Raw genomic sequence first — 16431 nt, 5'->3', positions numbered from 1 at the left:
AATGCCGGTGTCGGAGGACGTCCTGGAAACGGTATGGCAGCGCTTTCACGGGGGCGAGGCCGAGGCGCGCGCCGCGCTGGCGCAAGCCTACGATGCGTATGCACGCATGCACGCGGCGCGCATGTATGCGCGCCGCGTGCAGGACGACCTGGAGTTCGACGATTACCTGCAATACGCCCGGGTCGGCCTGCTGGAAGCGATCGACCGCTACCAGGACAGCCGCGGCGCCAAGTTCGAGACGTTCGCTTCCTCGCGGGTCAGCGGCGCCATCCTGAACGGCATCGATTCGGCCAGCGACCTGCGCGAGCAGGTGGCCGCGCGCAAGCGCATCGTGTCGCAGAGGGTGGGCGCGCTGGCGGACCGGCAGGACGCCGATGTCTTCGGCCAGCTGGCCGAGCTGGCCATCGGGCTGGCGGTCGGCTTCCTGCTGGAGGAAACCGGCCTGTATGCCGCCGGCGAAAGGGAGTATGCCGACAACAGTTATCATGGCGTTGAGCTGCGCCAGCTGCGCAATACGCTGATGGCAGCGCTGGAGCAGCTGCCGCCGCTGCAGCGCCGCGTCGTGCATGCGCACTACCTGCAGCAGCAGCCGTTCGGCGAGATTGCGCAGGCCTGCGAGCTGTCGGCCGGGCGGGTGACCCAATTACACAAAGAGGCAATGACGGCCCTGCGCCGTCAATTGCGCGGACGCGGGCTGGACGTCAGCCTGTAGGGAGAGCATGGAATGGTGACATCGGTAAGCGGCGTGACGGCCCTGGTGCGGATGATCCGCAGCCAGCTGGCGCCGCATGGCGCGGCCGCCGGCCGGCGCGCCCCCAGTATGGACGGGCGCGCGGCGGCAACGCCGGACGGCACGCTGGCGCGCCTGGTGGAACAGCGGGTGCGCGCCATCGGCCGCGACGACCCGCAGCGCGGGCGCAAGGCCCTGCGCGTGTTCCTGGAAGCGGTGCTGCTGGACGAGCTGGGCCAGCACCTGCTGGCTGATCCGCGTTTTTTCCGCATGGTCGACGAGGTGCAGGAAGCGCTGGAGCAGGATGATTCCTGCCAACCCCTGCTGGAACAGGCGATGGCGCAGCTGCTGGCGACGGGAGGTCAGGATGGGCAGTGATATGGCCCTGCGCATGCTGTCCGAGCTGCTGTGGACCGGCCTGCTGATCGCGGCGCCGCTGCTGGCCGTGACCTTGCTGGTGGGCTTGCTGGTCAGCGTGCTGCAGGTGGTGACGCAGATCCAGGAAGCCTCGCTCAGCTTCGTGCCCAAGCTGGTGGCGGCCGTGGTGGTGCTGGTGGTGTGCGGGCCGTGGATGCTGAAGCGGCTGGTGGCCTTCGGCGCCGGCCTGATCGCGTCGATACCGCAGCAATTCTAAGGCGAGCGATGCAGATCAACGTCGATGCGGCATGGGCCCTGGCAGTGTTTTACGTGTGGCTGCGCCTGGGCTGCGTGTTCCTGCTGGCGCCGGTGCCCATGGTGCAGGGCACGCCGGTGGTGGTGCGCGTGCTGTTTACGCTGGCGCTGGCGGCGCTGCTGGTATCCGGCGGCGGCGTGCGGCCGGCGCTGGCCAGCTTCGGCCCGGGCCAGGTGCTGCTGGGAGCGATCGGCGAAGTGGTGGTCGGCATCACGCTGGCGTTCGGCGTGTTTGCCGCCTTCGGCGCATTTGCCATGGCCGGCAAGATCCTCGACGTGCAGAGCGGTTTCGGCCTGGGCGTGGTGTATGACCCGGTGACGCGCTCGGGCGCGCCGATGTTTGCCACCATCCTGAACATGACCGGGGTGGCGCTGTTCTTCGCCCTGGACGGCCACCATGCGCTGCTGCGCGGCCTGGCCTTCTCGCTGCAGCGGGCGGCGCCGGGTGCCGGGCTGGAACTGTCGGCCGATGCCGCCGTGGCGCAGTTCGGGCTGGTATTCTCCTACGGCATCGCGCTGGTGATTCCGGTCATCCTGTGCCTGCTGCTGCTGGAGCTGGCGCTGGCCGTGGCCTCGCGCACGCTGCCGCAGATGAATGTGTTCGTGGTCAGCATCCCGCTCAAGCTGGTGGCGGCGCTGACCATCTTTGCCGTCAGCGCACCGACGCTGGGGCCGGCCATGCAGCGCGTCTACCGCTCGATTTTCACTTACTGGGAAAGCGTGCTGCGCTGATGGCGGAACAGGATAGCGACCGTTCGGAACAGGCTACGCCGCACCGGCTGGAGGACGCGCGCAAAAAAGGCCAGGTGGCGAAAAGCGTGGACTTCCTGTCGTGCGCGGCCATTGCCGTGCTGACGGTGGTGGTGCAGGCCAGCGGCTGGGACGGCCTGGGCAAGCTGCTCGGCATGGCGCAGCGCACCCTGGCGCGGGCGCCGGGGCTGGAGTGGAGCGTGGCCAACCTGGCGGCCTGGTGCGGCCAGCTGCTGCTGGCGGTGCTGCTGTTGCTGGCGCCCCTGCTGATGGCGCTGGTGATTGCCGCGCTGCTGGCCAACCTGGCGCAGACCGGCCCGATATTCAGCGTGCACCCGGTCAAGCCGGACTTCAAGCGGCTCAATCCGGTCGATGGCTTCAAGCGCATCTTTTCGATGCGCACCCTGTTCGAGGCCGGCAAGAGCATCGTCAAGCTGGTGGTGCTGGCCGGGGTGGCGTGGGCGGCGGTGAGCGCGGCGTTGCCGGGCCTGATGGCCTTGCCGACGGCGGCGCCGGCCGCCTATCCGCGCATCCTGCTCGAGCTCGTGGGCGGCCTGCTGGGCAAGCTGGCGCTGGCGCTGCTGCTGATTGCCATGGCCGACATGGGCTTTGTGCGCTGGGATTACGCCAAGCGCATGCGCATGAGCAAGCGCGACATCAAGGATGAGCACAAGAACCGCGAAGGCGATCCGCGCGTTCGCGCCCGCATCCGCGAGCTGCGCAAGGAAATGCTCAAGCGCAGCCAGTCGATGCGGCGCATGGCCAGCGCCGACGTGCTGGTCACCAACCCGACCCGCCTGGCCATCGCGCTGCGTTACGAGCATGGCAGCGCGGCCGCACCCAAGGTGGTGGCCAAGGGCGCCGGCGACCTGGCGGCGCGCATGCGCGCGCTGGCCGGGCGCAAGAATATCCCGATCGTGCAGAACAAGCCGCTGGCGCGCACCTTGTTCCGCGAAGTCGATTACGACGGCTACGTGCCGGAAAAGCTGTATCCGCAGCTTGCAAAAATCATGGTCTGGGTCTACGCCATGCGCGAGGCCCGCCGTCAGTCTGGAAGGAAGAATTGATGTTACGTCGTTATTTTGGCGAGAACGCCGACCTGGTCATGGTGCTGCTGGTGGTCGGCATCCTGTGCGTGCTGTTCGTGCCGATCCCGTCGGCCATGCTGGATTTCCTGATCCTGTGCAATATCAGCTTCGCCCTGACCATCCTGCTGCTGACCTTCTATATCCCGCGGCCGGTGGAGTTTTCCACCTTCCCCTCGCTGCTGCTGATTGCCACCCTGTTCCGCCTCTCGCTCAACGTGGCGGCCACCCGCCTGATCCTGAGCGATGCCGACGCCGGCCGCGTGATCGGCGCCATCGGCTCCTATGTGGTGGGCGGCAACTACGTGATCGGCATGATCGTGTTCCTGATCCTGGTGGTGGTGCAGTACGTGGTGGTGACCAGCGGCGCGCAGCGCGTGTCCGAAGTGGCGGCCCGCTTTACGCTGGACAGCATGCCGGGCCAGCAGATGAGCATTGACGCCGACCTGAACATGGGCTTCATCGACCAGGAAGAAGCCAAGCGCCGCCGCAAGCTGCTGGAAAAGGAATCGGGTTTCTACGGCGCGATGGACGGCGCCAGCAAATTCGTCAAGGGCGACGCGATTGCCGGCATCCTGATCATGCTGATCAACATCGTCGGCGGCCTGGTGATCGGCATCATGCAGATGGGCATGCGCTGGGACCAGGCGCTGCACACCTTCACCCTGCTGACCGTGGGTGACGGCATCGTGACCCAGGTGCCGGCGCTGGTGATTTCGGTGGGCACCGGCATCATCGTGACGCGCTCCGCCTCGGACGGCAACCTGAGCAGCCAGGTGCTGCGCCAGCTGACCTCCTTCCCCAAGACCCTGTTCATCGTGGCCGGCGCCATGGCGGCGCTGTTCTTCCTGCCGGGCATTCCGCCGCTGCCGGTGCTGGTGGTGGGCGGCACGCTGTTCGGCGTCGGCCTGCTGCTGCGCCGCAAGGTCGACGGCAAGCCGGAAGCCGACCAGGACGCCGACGCCAAGGAGGGCGAGGAAGACACCTACGACCTGCTGAAAGTGGAGCCGATCGAAGTGCTGATGGGGGCGACCCTGCTGCCGCTGGTGAATGGCGAACAGAGCTTGCTGACCGAGCGGATTGCCGCGCTGCGCAAGCAGTTCGCGCTGGAGTCCGGCATGGTGCTGCCGCGCGTGCGCTTCCGCGACGCGCCGCAACTGGGCGCCACCGCCTACGAGCTGCGCGTGTTCGGTGCGCTGGCCGGCAAGGGCGACATCATGCTCGACCACACGCTGGCCATCCACAGCGGCGGCGAGCAGCGGGCGCTGAAAGGCATCGAGACACGCGAGCCGACCTACGGCTTGCCGGCGATCTGGATCGCCGACAGCGAGAAAGAACTGGCGCGCTCGGCGCGCTACACCCTGGTCGACCCGGGCACGGTATTCATCACCCACCTGTCGGAAGTGCTGAAGCAGCAGTCGGCCATGCTGCTGACGCGCGGCGAGACCGACAAGCTGCTGCAGCGCATCCGCGACAGCCAGCCCGGGCTGGTGGAAGAACTGGTGCCGACCGTGGTGTCGGTCAGCGACATCCAGAAGATCCTGCAGAACCTGCTGCGCGAAAAAGTCTCGGTGCGCCACCTGGAAGCGATCCTGGAAACCCTGGCCGACGCCGGCCGCAACAGCAAGGACCTGGGCTACCTGACCGAAGTGGTACGCCAGAAGCTGGGCACGGCCATTTGCCAGGACCTGCTGGGCGATCACAGCGCCCTGCACGTGCTGACTTTGGACCCGGCCATCGAACAGGTGCTGATGCAAAGCGTGCGCCAGGCCGACGGCGGCGGCATCGTGGTCGAGCCCAAGTTCGCCGACCAGCTGCTGGCGCGCCTGGCCAGCCAGGCCGACCGCATGATGAAGGCGAATATGCTGCCGGTGCTGCTGTGCGCGCCGGACTTGCGGCGCCACGTGCGCGCCCTGAGCGAGCGCGTGCTGCCGCACCTGCGCGTGCTGTCGATGGCGGAAGTACCCAACAGTGTCAACCTGAAGGCGTACACTACGGTCAGTCTGTAACTTCTGGAGAAATACCTATGACAACGATGAATCGTATCGCCGCCACGCTGGCCGGCCTGATGCTGGCTGCCAGCGCATTGGCCAATCCCCTGGACGCCTTGACCGAGAAGGAAGCTGGCGGCGGCCTGAAAGCCGCGCTGGAAGCCGGTTCGGTGGCCGCCGTGGGCAAGCTTGGCGTCGAGGGCGGTTTCATGAACAACGACGCGGTGCGCATCAAGCTGCCGCGCGTGCTGGAAAAAGCCCGTCCGATCCTGGAAATGACCGGCCGCGGCGAACAGCTCGATGAGCTGGAAAGCGCGATGAACCGCGCTGCCGAGCAAGCCGTGCCGCTGGCCAAGCCGCTGCTGGTGAATGCGGTCAAGTCGATGACGCTGAGCGACGCCAAGGCGATCCTGACCGGCGGCGACACCTCGGTCACCGATTTCTTCAAGGAGAAAACCGCGGCGCCGCTGGCGGTGAAATTCAAGCCGATCGTAAAGGGCGTGACCGACAGGTCCAAGCTGTCCGGCCAGTTCAATAACGCGATGGCGCAGGCGACCAAGTTCGGCCTGGCTACAGAAGAGCAGGCGACGGTGGAAAGCTACGTCACCCAGCGCGCGCTCGATGGCCTGTTCCTGATGATCGGGGAAGAAGAGAAGAAAATCCGCGAGAACCCGATTTCCTATGGCAGCAAGGCGATTTCCAAAGTCTTCGGCCTGCTTAAATAAGCGTTCGGCCGCGCGGGTTGCGCGCTTGCGCGGCTGAGTTCAGGATTTCAAGCTGTCCTGATTTGAAGGTTTGCTGGTGCTCGCCGTCGGCATCGTGCCAGCGGCACAGCACATCCTCGTCATCGTTCCGGCCCGTGCGGCCCGGGGTGGTGCGAATCACCAGCATCTTATGGTGCCAGCCGATCGGCCGCACCGCATCACCCGCCTTTGCCCGTTCGCGTTCCATGGCTGCCTCCTGCAAGCTGCTGCAGCCATGATACGCCTGTCGGGCAAGGCGGGGCGCCCGGTCAGGAACCTACCAGTTGTACCGCATCCACATACAGGCGGTCGGTACTCAGGTTATTGGATTTGGTGATGCGCGCCGCCTTGGCCTTGTAGGTCGTCTTTTCGATCGGCTGCACAAACCAGGTGCGGGTGCCGCGCCGGTCGACCTTCACGGTGTTGATGCCGCTCCATACAGTATTCCATTTGCCGTCGGTGTCCTGCAGCTCAACCTTGGTGATGCCTTCCAGGCCGTAGCCATCGCTGATCGCTACGCGCAGTTGGGTGGCATTGACCGGATTCTGGAAGCCGACTTCGAGCGAATCGAAACCAACATCGCTGCCCTTGGTTGCAAAATTCTTGCCGTCGACCTTGCCGGTTGCGTTGGCCGGCTCGTAGCTGCTGCCGCCGTATTCGGACGTCGCGCTGGCGGTGCTGGCCCACTGCGCGTTGGTGTCGTTGATGTAACCGTCTTCCATATTGGAGTAATCGAGCTTGGCCTGGCGCTTGGCCATTTCCTTCTGCTCGGTGCTCATGTTCTCCATGTCCATCTGCGGAGTTGCCAGGGGGGCATTGCCGGTGGCCGCGGTGCTGGCGGCAGGGGCGGCAGGCGCCGCAGGGGCTGGAGCCGGCGCGGCTGGTGCAGCGGCGGGCGCTGGGGTCGCTTCAGAGGTCGGTGCCGGCGCAGGCGCCTTCTTGGCGCAGGCTGCGAGCAGCAGGGCGGGTAACAGCAAGGCGTATTTTGTCTTCATGACGGCTCCCTTATTGATTATCAAAACAGCAAGCCGCCGATGATGTCACAAACCCGCGCTGCATTCAATCGTGCGCGGGGTTTAGTAAGTTACCAAGTGATATTTACGCAACATTCACGTCGAGCAGCACGGCATAGGCCAGGCGCTTGCCTTCGTACATCTGGCCGCCGCGGATCACGGCGTCGGTCGAGGTGAGCTGGCCGCTGATTTCCTGGCGCGCCAGCATGGCGCGGAAAGCGGCGGCGTCTTTCGGGGCCAGGTAGCCGACCATCTCGCTGTTGAGGAAGACAGCGACCGCCTTGTCTTCGTAGGGGTTGTTGTCGTCCGCCAGCAGCAGCGCCTTGTGGCGGGCGTCGGCTGCGGCCTCGCCATGCTCGCCGGCCAGGGCGCGGATGGTGTCGGAATAGCGCGATTCGCCCAGCACTTCAAGCTGGAAGCGGCCTTCGTCGCTCCAGTGGTGCACCGGTGCGCCCTGCGGCAGCGGGGTGTAGGAACCGCCGGCCGGCTTGCCCGTTGGCGCAGGCGCGGCTTGCGGGCCGCCTTTCAGCAGGAAGAACAGCGTTACCAGTGCCAGGACGATGATCAGGATATTCAGTGCGAGGGCCATTACGTGGGCTTCCTAAGGGACAAGACCCGCTATTATCGCAGGCCGGGCGGCAAAACCGGAATGGTATAATCGCCCCTTTTCCTTGCACGTTTAGCCATGTCTTCCGAATCCACGCCAAAGGGCAAAATGCTCTATGACCCGACCGAACACCGCATCCGCAGCTTCGTCACGCGCGCGGGACGCCTGTCCACGGCACAAGAGCGTGCGCTGAGCGATCTTGGTCCGCAATTCATGGTCGAGCACCAGAAAGAAGCGCTGGACTTCGAGAAGACTTTCGGCCGCAAGGCGCCGCTGATCCTGGAGATCGGCTTCGGCATGGGCGGCACCACCGCCCACATCGCCAAGCTGATGCCGGAGAAGGATTTCATCGGAGTGGAAGTGCACACACCGGGCGTGGGCAGCCTGCTCAAGCTGATCGGCGAGGAAGGCCTGACCAACCTGCGCGTGATCCAGCACGATGCAGTGGAAGTACTGCGCGACATGATCCCGGCCGCTTCGCTGGCGGGCGTGCATATCTACTTCCCTGACCCATGGCACAAGGCGCGCCACAACAAGCGCCGCCTGATCCAGGCCCCATTCGTGAAGACCCTGTGCGAGCACCTGGCGCCGGGCGGCTATATCCACCTGGCGACCGACTGGGAAGATTACGCGGTGCAGATGCTGGAAGTGCTGAGCGCCGAGCCGGTGCTGCAGAACACCGCTGAAGGCTACGCGCCGCAGCCGGCCTACCGCCCGCTGACCAAGTTCGAAAACCGCGGCCTGAAACTGGGCCACGGCGTGTGGGACCTGGTATTCACCAAGAAATGATCTAGGCTGCCGCCGGCGCTTGTGCTTTTGCCCGCGCCGGCATGAAGGCCAGCAAATTTCCCCCGATGACCAGCAGCAGCCCGGCCAGGGCCATGCTGCTCCACTGGTATCCCTCGAAGACGGTGGACACCGTCAGCGCCACCACCGGGAACAGCACCGTGCAGTAAGCCGCGCGGTCCGGACCGATTCTCCCCACCAGCAGCAGGTAAGCCGTGAAGGCAATCACCGATCCCGGCACGGCCAGGTAGAGCAATGCGCCGACATAGCGCGGGCTTGGGTCGAAGTTGAACGGCATGCCGAGTGCCAGCGCGCCAAGCGTCAGGATGGTGGCGCCGCACAGCATGGCCCAGGTGTTGGTCAGCCAGGGTTGCATGCCCAGCGCCTGCATGCGGCTCGAGAGCAGGTTGCCGGTCGAGAAGCACAGCGTGCCAAGCAGGGCCAGTCCCAGTCCGGCCAGCATGCCGGCATCGTTCCAGTGCCCCTGCATGGAAGGCAGGAACAGCAGCACGATGCCTGCCAGTCCCAGCACCGCGCCGCCCATGACTTGCGGCCGGATCGGCCGTTTCATGAAGAGGCGTCCATTGATCGCATTCCAGATCGGCGCGGTCGAAAACACCACCGCCACCAGGCCGCTCGGCACCCACATCGTGGCGTAATAAAAGCACAGGAAATTACAGCAGAACAGCGCCAGCCCCTGCGCGAGCAGGTAGCGCCAGGCGGAACGCGGCGGCAGGAGCGGCTGCCTGCGCACGAGCAGGATCAGCATCAGCACCAGCGCCGCAATCCAGAAACGATAAGCGATCGACACCGGCGCTGCGACGACGCCGAGCTGGAATTTGATCGCGATCCAGGTGGTGCCCCAGATGAGCACTGTCGTGAGGTAGAGGGAAATATTCATAGTCCTGCCAGTGTGCCGCTTGCCGCGCACCGGCAGTTGTCTGAACTTGCTGCTTATTCCCGGCTAAGACTTGGCCGTGGGCCAAAGGACGGCCTGGGCCACGATGACCGTCTCGCCGTTAAAGGTCATTGAAGGCGAGCCGTAAAGTTGATAGCCAAGTGCGAGCGCTTCGCTGACTCGCCGGCAAAACTTCGAATCGTCGGGTCCAGTCAGGACTCGGTAGATTGGCAGGTCGTCTGGAGGTGTATTCATGGGCAGGCACTTCACTAGGCGGTAACAGTTCTGGTGCCAGGTATTATGCGCCAGCGCGCGAAATGCCGCACGCTGGCTGATGGTTCCTGCCTACTTCGACGTGCGGCGGCGCGAAACGCCCAGTGCGGACAAGCCGAGGCCAAGCAGCATCAGCGTGCCCGGCACGGGCACTTGTCGCACAGGCGTGGTGTCGACGTTGATCTCGGAGAAGCCAAAGCCTTGCGTCCCGCCGTCCTGGTCGATATTGAAAACTACCGAGGTCACGTTGCCCATGCCGGCGATGGCCAGGGTGCCGGTACCGGACAAGGTTTGCGTCGCGCCGTTGGAGCCGCTCACCGTGATCGACGACGCGCCATCGGCATAGGCCGCGATATTGATGTTGAGCAGGTTGAAGCTGGCCCCGAAGAAGTCGATGACCCAACTCACGTCGTCGGCGTTCTGGAAGCCGTTGTGGATGCCGATATCGCCGATAAACAAGGGATCGAAATGGTCGCCGGCTCGCACCGTGCGAAGGCGGAAGCCATCTTCCGTATAAGTGTCGACAACAGCCGAGCCATTGTTGTTGGCGAAGGCGCCGCTGGTCAGGTCAAGCTGGATCGGCGCTGCTTGTGCTGCGGAGATAGCGAATGACAGCGCTGCAAGGCAAGCGAACTTCTTCATCGATAGTTCCTTTCAAAACAGTAGGATAGTTGACAGTATTGCTTTAAATGCAATAAGCAATTTTTATACCCTGCGCCAGCAAGTAACTGATTCTTATCGGTAAGTGGTTTCGCGGCTGGTCGACGCTGTAAATTTTCCCGACATCAGCGGGGGGGGGCGAGCTTAGGTCCCCTTGTCTGATCTTGCGCAAATCGGCGAGGCGGCCGGCCGGACGGGAATGGCCGTGCTAGACTTTTCGGCGTGAAGCCACTGACCGGACAACTTGAGGATGTCGCCCCGCGCAAGCGCGTGGGGGCGGCGGCGCGTGCCGCGCTGGCGGGCAAGCCGGGCGATGCGATGTCGCACGCCGTGTTCCGCACCATGTCCGGCACCGACGCCACACTGGAGCGTTTTGCTTGGCTGGGCGACGGGCTGGCGGCTGCGGTCTGGCATCGCAGCACGCCGGAGGCGTTCACCGAGTATCGCCAGCCGGGCCACCACACCTTGTCCTGCTACCTGGGCGGCGGCTACGAAGTCGAGCGCGAAGGCTTGCCGGGGCAGTATGGCGCGCCACAGCGCCTGTGCTCCCTGCCGGACTGGCACGAATCGGAGTGGGTGGTGCGCGGCCAGTTGCGCATGCTGCACGTGTACTTCATGCCCGCGCATTTCACGCAGCGCGCCGTGGCGGAGCTGGATCGCGAGCCGCGCGAACTGACCTTGCAGGACCGCACCTATTTCGAGAACCAGCGCCTGGTGCAGCTATGCGGCGACTTGCTGCAGCAGCCGTGGCACGACGCCGACCAGCTGCTGCGCGCCAATGAAATCACGCACGAGGCATTGAGCGAGCTGCTGCAATCGCAAGCGATGACCAGGCCCGGCCTGCGCTTGCGCGGAGGATTGGCGCCGCTGGTGCGCCGCCGCCTGCACGAATACATCGAAGCCCACCTCGACCAGAGCATCACCCTCGGCATGCTGGCGCAGCTGGCGTGCATGTCGGAATTCCACTTGGCCCGCATGTTCCGCATCAGCTTTGGCATGCCGCCATCGGCATGGATCGCAGCGCGCCGCATCGAGCGTGCACGCGGCCTGCTGCGTGCCGGACGCCTGCCGCTGCAGCAGGTTGCCGAAGTGTGCGGCTACGCCGACCTTAGTCATTTCAGCCATCGCTTCAGCGCAGCAGTCGGAGCGCCGCCCGGCCGCTACCGGCAGCTTGCGGCCGGGTTCAAGGCCTGAACCTATCGCCGCACATCGCACGATTGGCAATGCGCTGTGCTGGAATGCCGCGGTAAGTGCAGCATAAGCTCCTGTCGCCAACGCAGGGAGAACGCCATGCACTTGTTGACCAAGCTGATCATCGCCATCATGCTGCCGCCTTGCTTCGCCGGGGCGCAAGTGCCCCCTGCCTACCACGCGACCAGGCTGGGTGCCGGCTATGCCAGGGCCATCAACAACAATGGACAGGTTGCCGGACTGGATCAGTACCAGCGCCCCGCGGTCTGGAACCGTAGCGGTGTCGCCAGCATCTTGCCGGGGCAGGTTTACCTGCCCTTTCCGTCTGACATCAATAATGACGGCACCGTGATTGGCCAGGGTGTGTTCACGGACCCGGACGATGGCAGCTATTACCAGCCGCTCATCTGGCGCAGCGGCGCCGGCGTCGAGCGCATCGATTTGCCGGGGCTGGGCGGCGTCCCGCATAGCATCAACCAGCGCGGCGACATCGTTGGCTGGGTGGTGCGGTCGGAGCAGGGGGCTGACGTCCTCGGCGGCTTCCTGAAGCGCGAAAGCGGCACCGTCTATTTTGACGGCTTCTTCCCCGAAGCGATCAATGGCAATGGCGAGATCGTCGGACGAGGCGCGCATGGCCTCGCGGTATGGCGTGATGGCAAGCTGCGCGATGTACCGCAAGCTTGTTGTGGGCACGAGAGTGCCAGCAACAACCATGGCTGGATAGCCGCTTCGGAATATTTGGACGACGTCTATGCCGGGTTGTGGAGGGATGGGCAATACACCAGGATGTGGCAGGGCCATGCAAGGGGCCTGAACGATGCAGGCATGGTGGTCGGCGAGGGCGATGCTGCGGACGCGGTGCTGTGGTATGAAGGCGAGGCGCACCGGCTGGATGATTTGTGGCACGAGGCGCAGTGGGCTGGCTGGTCCCTGGTCAGCGCGGTGGCGATCAACGACCACGGCGAAATTGCGGCGCAGGCCATGCACGCCGCCAGCGGCGAATCGGCAATCCTGTTGCTGTCGCCGGTGCCGGAGCCGGCCTTCGCGACGCTGCTGGTGGCAGGGTTGGTGCTGCTTGGCGGCTTGCATGGCGCTATAGCGCGCAAAGCTATCGCGTCAACGCGCACGATTTGAGCTGTCGCGCGCGAGGCCCGCTGCGTTGGCGCAGCATTGGCTCCTGTCCACACACAGGAGGTTGCCATGCTCAAGTTTGCTCGAATGCTGTTGGCTGTGCTGGCGCTGCTCGCCTGCGCAGCGCACGCGCAAAATGCGCCCACCTACCAGGCCTTCAAGTTTGACGGCCGGTTCACCCCGCAGTTTCTGAATGACCTGGGCCAGGTCGCTGGCGTCGGCCAGGATGGCAGGCCGGTGATCTGGCATCCGGATGGCTCGCTGCAGCCACTGGCCGGCAGCGTCAGCCAGCTCACCATCACCGGCTTCAATAACCAGGGCACGGTGGTCGGCAATGCGGTGATTCCGGGCTACAGCCTGCCGCAGCCGGTCGTATGGCGCAATGGTGGCGCGGTGGAGCGTTTGCCGCTGCAAGGCCTGGGCGGTTATACGGAAGGCGTCAACAACCGCGGCGACATTATCGGCTATATGGCTGGCGCCTCCAATACAGGCTTGGGGCAGGTTGGCTTCATCCAGTGGGGCGACGGCAGCGCGCCACAACTGTTCGACGATTACTTCCCACACATGATCAATGACCAGGGTTTCGTGCTTGGCCGGCGTAGCGACGAATATGGCACCCGGAGTTGGCAGGACGGCATATTTGGCGAGTCTTCGATTGACGACCTGAACATCCGCGCTCTCAACAATAAGGGACGCATGGCGGGCACCCACGACAGTATGCATGCGTTTTCGGCCATCGATATGGCGGGGCAGCGCGAATTCCAGGACCTGTGGTCCGGCACTGCCGCTGACATCAATGACGCAGGCAGTATCGTTGGCGAGACGGAATACACTTTGCACGCCATGCTGTGGTACCGGGAGCGCGCCTATAACCTGGACCATTTGTGGGACGAAGCATCGTATTCGGGCTGGACTCTGCTCAACGCCTGGGCCATCAATGAAAACGGCGCGATCCTCGCCAACGCGCTAGATCCGCTTGGGGACTACGGGAAATTCCTGCTGTCGCCGGTGCCGGAGCCCCAAGCTGCCATGTTGTTGCTGGCCGGTCTCCTGCTATTGGCGGCGCTCTGGCTGGCGCAGCAAAAATCAGGTATCCGCTTAGCGTCTTCATCCTTGCTGGTCCTGCTCGCCTGCAACGCCCAAGCGCAGGAAGCGCCCGCCTACCGGGCACTCAGGTTTGACGGCCAGTTCGCTCCGCAGTTCCTGAACGATGCAGGGCAAGTCGCGGGAATCGGCCAGGACGGCAAGCCGGTCATCTGGCGCCCGGATGGTTCGCTCCTGCACTTGCCGGGCATCGCCGGCCATTTCAGCCTCACCGGCTTCAATAACCAGGGGACGGTCGTCGGCAATGTCACGATCCCTGGGTTCTCGCAATCGCAGCCGGTAGTGTGGCGCAATGGCGGGGCAATGGAACTGCTGACGTTCGCGGGCTCGGGCGGTTATGCCTCCGGCTTGAACAACCGCGGCGACATTATCGGCTTCAGCTCCGGCGAGCCGGGTACGGGCCCGATCGGTTTCATCGAGTGGGCTGACGGTAGCGCACCGCAACGGTTCGACGATTACCGGCCGCGCTTGATCAATGACAGTGGTATGGTGATCGGCAGCCATACCGGCGAATTTGGCGTAAGGAGCTGGCAAGACGGCGTCTTCGGCGAGTATCACCTGGCATACGACTATGACGTTCGGGCGCTGAACAGCGAGGGGCGGCTGGCAGGGTTCCAGGACAACGGCAATGCATTCACGCTGCTCATGCGCGGTGAGCCGTGGGAACATCGGGAACTGTGGTCCGACTATGCCTACGACATCAACGATGCGGGCAGCGTGGTGGGCGAAACTGAGTACCGGCGGGCCATGCTCTGGTACCAGGACCAGCCCTATGCGCTGGATCGATTGTGGAACGAGGAGCAATACGCCGGCTGGATGTTGCAAAGCGCCTGGAACATCAACGCCAGCGGCCAGATTCTGGCGCGCGGCGCGAATGAATGGGACGCGAATGCGAATTTCCTGCTGTCGCCCGTACCGGAGCCGGCGCAGGGGGCGCTGCTGCTGGCCGGGCTGGCGCTGCTGGGCAGCTTACGCCTCAGGCCAGGTCGGCGATCAGCCTGACGATCTCGTCGCCGTAGGAGACGAGCTTCTTCTCGCCCACGCCGGAGATGCCGCGCATTTCGTCCAGCGAGGCCGGGCGCACCTTGGCAATCTCGCGCAGCGTGGCGTCGTTGAAGATCACATAGGCCGGCACGCCATGCTCGCGTGCCGCGCCCATGCGCCAGGAGCGCAGGCGGTCGAAGATGCGCTGCTCGTCGCCATCGAGGCTGGTTTCCTCGTAGCCCTTGGGCGCCGAGCTGCGCTTCTGCTTGACCGGCTTCTGGTACTGGCGCAGCTGCACTTTCTGGCCGCCTTTCAGCACCGGGCGCGCGGCGTCGGTCAGCTTGAGCGAACTGAATTGCTCGTGGTCGACGGTGACCAGGCCAAGCGCGATGACCTGGCGCAGAATGGCGCGCCACTCCTGCTCGCTGCGGTCGGCGCCGATGCCGAATACGGACAGCTTGTCGTGGTGCCAGGTCTGGATGCGCTCGGATTCGGCGCCGCGCAGCACGTCGATCACGTGGCCGGCGGCGAAGCGCTGGTCGCAGCGGTAGATGGCCGACAGCAGTTTCTGCACCGGCACCGTGCCGTCGAACGACACGGGCGGGATCAGGCAGGTGTCGCAATTGCCGCAAGGCGTGGCCGGCTCGCCGAAGTATTCCAGCAGGCGCACGCGGCGGCAGCTCAGTGTCTCGCACAGGCCCAGCATGGAATCGAGCTTGGTCGACAGCACGCGCTTGAAATTCTCGTCGGCTTCCGACTCGTCGATCATGCGCCGCTGCAGCACCACGTCCTGCAGGCCGTAGGACATCCAGGCGCTGGCCGGCATGCCGTCGCGGCCGGCGCGGCCGGTTTCCTGGTAATAGCCTTCGATCGATTTCGGCAGGTCGAGGTGGCAGACGAAACGCACGTCCGGCTTGTCGATGCCCATGCCGAAGGCGATGGTCGCCACCATCACGATGTTCTCCTCGCGCAGGAAGCGCGCCTGGTTCCCGGCGCGCACCGTGTGCTCCATGCCGGCGTGATAGGCCAGGGCGCGCACGCCGTGCTCGTTCAGGAACTCGGCCGTCTCCTCCACCTTCTTGCGCGACAGGCAGTAGACGATGCCGCAATCGCCCGGGTGTTCGGCAGTGACGAAGTCCAGCAGCTGCTTGCGGCCGTTGGTCTTTTCAACGATCTGGTAGCGGATGTTCGGACGGTCGAAGGACGACACGAACTGCGCGGCGTCGTTCAGCGCCAGGCGGTGGATGATCTCGGCGCGGGTCTGCTGGTCGGCGGTGGCGGTCAGCGCGATGCGCGGCACGTTGGGGAATTGCTCGTGCAGCACCGATAGCTTGATGTACTCGGGACGGAAGTCGTGGCCCCATTGCGACACGCAGTGCGCCTCGTCGATGGCGAACAGCGCGATCTGCGAATCCTGCAGCAGGTCGAAGCAGCGCTGGGTCAGCAGGCGCTCTGGCGCCACGTACAGCAGGTCGATCTGGTTGGTGCGCACCAGGCGTTCGATGCGCGCCGCTTCCTCATACGTCTGGGTGGAGTTCAGGAAGGCTGCGCGCACGCCCACTTCGGCCAGCGCGTCGACCTGGTCCTGCATCAGTGCGATCAGCGGCGACACCACCACGCCCACGCCTTCGCGCAGCATGGCCGGGATCTGGTAGCACAGCGACTTGCCGCCGCCGGTCGGCATCAGCACCAGGGCGTCGCCGCCATTGCCGACGTGCTCGACAATCTGCCCCTGCTGGTCGCGGAAGGCCGGATAGCCGAAGACGGTCTGCAGAAGGTGCAGGGCGCGCTGGCTGGTGTCCTGGTCTTGCAT

18 protein-coding genes are annotated in these 16431 nt (G+C 64.8%); 11 read left to right on the top strand and 7 right to left on the bottom strand.

Annotation, left to right across the window (positions count from 1 at the left end):
• The first annotated feature begins 1 nt into the window (after nt 1).
• From ACN9MZ_RS27975 to ACN9MZ_RS27945, 7 genes are read left to right on the top strand one after another with little or no spacing between them, the layout of a single operon-like run.
• Nucleotides 2-712, top strand: a complete 711-nt coding sequence (locus ACN9MZ_RS27975) for a sigma-70 family RNA polymerase sigma factor (RefSeq protein ID WP_426340055.1) — start codon at nt 2-4, stop codon at nt 710-712.
• Between the two features lie 12 nt (nt 713-724).
• Nucleotides 725-1108: a hypothetical protein gene (locus ACN9MZ_RS27970; protein ID WP_426340054.1), complete on the top strand. Its 384-nt coding sequence runs from the start codon at nt 725-727 to the stop codon at nt 1106-1108.
• Nucleotides 1098-1364: a flagellar biosynthetic protein FliQ gene (locus tag ACN9MZ_RS27965; protein WP_426165612.1), complete on the top strand. Its 267-nt coding sequence runs from the start codon at nt 1098-1100 to the stop codon at nt 1362-1364. The genes ACN9MZ_RS27970 and ACN9MZ_RS27965 overlap by 11 nt, the downstream gene beginning before the upstream one ends.
• 8 nt (nt 1365-1372) lie before the next feature.
• The gene (locus ACN9MZ_RS27960; protein WP_426165610.1) at nt 1373-2134 is read left to right on the top strand and encodes a flagellar biosynthetic protein FliR; all 762 of its coding nucleotides are present in this window, start codon (nt 1373-1375) and stop codon (nt 2132-2134) included.
• Complete coding sequence (locus tag ACN9MZ_RS27955) at nt 2134-3219, top strand: EscU/YscU/HrcU family type III secretion system export apparatus switch protein (RefSeq protein ID WP_426340053.1); 1086 nt, start codon at nt 2134-2136, stop codon at nt 3217-3219. The genes ACN9MZ_RS27960 and ACN9MZ_RS27955 overlap by 1 nt, the downstream gene beginning before the upstream one ends.
• The gene (gene flhA / locus ACN9MZ_RS27950) at nt 3219-5246 is read left to right on the top strand and encodes a flagellar biosynthesis protein FlhA (protein WP_426340052.1); all 2028 of its coding nucleotides are present in this window, start codon (nt 3219-3221) and stop codon (nt 5244-5246) included. Before ACN9MZ_RS27955 ends, flhA begins: the two co-directional genes overlap by 1 nt.
• Before the next feature lie 17 nt (nt 5247-5263).
• The gene (locus tag ACN9MZ_RS27945) at nt 5264-5953 is read left to right on the top strand and encodes a DUF4197 domain-containing protein (RefSeq protein WP_426340051.1); all 690 of its coding nucleotides are present in this window, start codon (nt 5264-5266) and stop codon (nt 5951-5953) included.
• On the opposite strand, the gene ACN9MZ_RS27940 is transcribed toward ACN9MZ_RS27945, so the two are convergent.
• The 3 genes from ACN9MZ_RS27940 to ACN9MZ_RS27930 form a co-directional block, all read right to left on the bottom strand.
• Nucleotides 5946-6179 (bottom strand): hypothetical protein, encoded by a 234-nt coding sequence (locus ACN9MZ_RS27940; RefSeq protein WP_426165602.1) that lies wholly within the window; start codon nt 6177-6179, stop codon nt 5946-5948. The two genes, ACN9MZ_RS27945 and ACN9MZ_RS27940, sit on opposite strands and share 8 nt — an antisense overlap.
• 61 nt (nt 6180-6240) lie before the next feature.
• The gene (locus tag ACN9MZ_RS27935) at nt 6241-6966 is read right to left on the bottom strand and encodes a hypothetical protein (RefSeq protein WP_426336532.1); all 726 of its coding nucleotides are present in this window, start codon (nt 6964-6966) and stop codon (nt 6241-6243) included.
• 103 nt (nt 6967-7069) lie between these two features.
• Entirely contained in the window at nt 7070-7573 is a 504-nt protein-coding gene (locus tag ACN9MZ_RS27930) for a hypothetical protein (RefSeq protein ID WP_426340050.1), read from the bottom strand.
• Between the two features lie 126 nt (nt 7574-7699).
• Between ACN9MZ_RS27930 and trmB the strand changes: the two genes are divergently transcribed.
• On the top strand, nt 7700-8380 hold the full coding sequence (trmB, locus tag ACN9MZ_RS27925) for a tRNA (guanosine(46)-N7)-methyltransferase TrmB (protein WP_426342966.1): 681 nt from the start codon (nt 7700-7702) through the stop codon (nt 8378-8380).
• A 1-nt stretch (nt 8381) separates the two neighbouring features.
• Here trmB and ACN9MZ_RS27920 read toward each other — a convergent pair whose 3' ends face one another.
• The 3 genes from ACN9MZ_RS27920 to ACN9MZ_RS27910 form a co-directional block, all read right to left on the bottom strand.
• Nucleotides 8382-9278 (bottom strand): DMT family transporter, encoded by an 897-nt coding sequence (locus ACN9MZ_RS27920; RefSeq protein ID WP_426340049.1) that lies wholly within the window; start codon nt 9276-9278, stop codon nt 8382-8384.
• A gap of 63 nt (nt 9279-9341) precedes the next feature.
• Nucleotides 9342-9530 carry a DUF1737 domain-containing protein gene (locus ACN9MZ_RS27915; RefSeq protein WP_426340048.1) on the bottom strand — a complete coding sequence of 63 codons (189 nt, stop codon included), beginning with the start codon at nt 9528-9530 and terminating at the stop codon, nt 9342-9344.
• Between the two features lie 90 nt (nt 9531-9620).
• Nucleotides 9621-10190 carry a PEP-CTERM sorting domain-containing protein gene (locus tag ACN9MZ_RS27910; protein ID WP_426340047.1) on the bottom strand — a complete coding sequence of 190 codons (570 nt, stop codon included), beginning with the start codon at nt 10188-10190 and terminating at the stop codon, nt 9621-9623.
• Nucleotides 10191-10526: 336 nt separating this feature from the next.
• Here ACN9MZ_RS27910 and ACN9MZ_RS27905 point away from each other — a divergent pair, with 336 nt between their 5' ends.
• From ACN9MZ_RS27905 to ACN9MZ_RS27895, 3 genes are all read left to right on the top strand, one after another.
• The gene (locus ACN9MZ_RS27905) at nt 10527-11402 is read left to right on the top strand and encodes a helix-turn-helix domain-containing protein (protein WP_426342965.1); all 876 of its coding nucleotides are present in this window, start codon (nt 10527-10529) and stop codon (nt 11400-11402) included.
• A gap of 96 nt (nt 11403-11498) precedes the next feature.
• Entirely contained in the window at nt 11499-12533 is a 1035-nt protein-coding gene (locus ACN9MZ_RS27900) for a hypothetical protein (protein ID WP_426340046.1), read from the top strand.
• Between the two features lie 66 nt (nt 12534-12599).
• Nucleotides 12600-14636 (top strand): hypothetical protein, encoded by a 2037-nt coding sequence (locus tag ACN9MZ_RS27895; RefSeq protein ID WP_426340045.1) that lies wholly within the window; start codon nt 12600-12602, stop codon nt 14634-14636.
• Here ACN9MZ_RS27895 and recQ read toward each other — a convergent pair.
• Nucleotides 14611-16431, bottom strand: a complete 1821-nt coding sequence (recQ, locus tag ACN9MZ_RS27890; RefSeq protein WP_426340044.1) for a DNA helicase RecQ — start codon at nt 16429-16431, stop codon at nt 14611-14613. The two genes, ACN9MZ_RS27895 and recQ, sit on opposite strands and share 26 nt — an antisense overlap.

Source organism: Pseudoduganella sp. S-14, assembly GCF_049913285.1.
In the GTDB taxonomy this organism is placed as follows: domain Bacteria; phylum Pseudomonadota; class Gammaproteobacteria; order Burkholderiales; family Burkholderiaceae_D; genus Rugamonas.
This window is presented reverse-complemented; position numbering and strand designations above follow the sequence as displayed.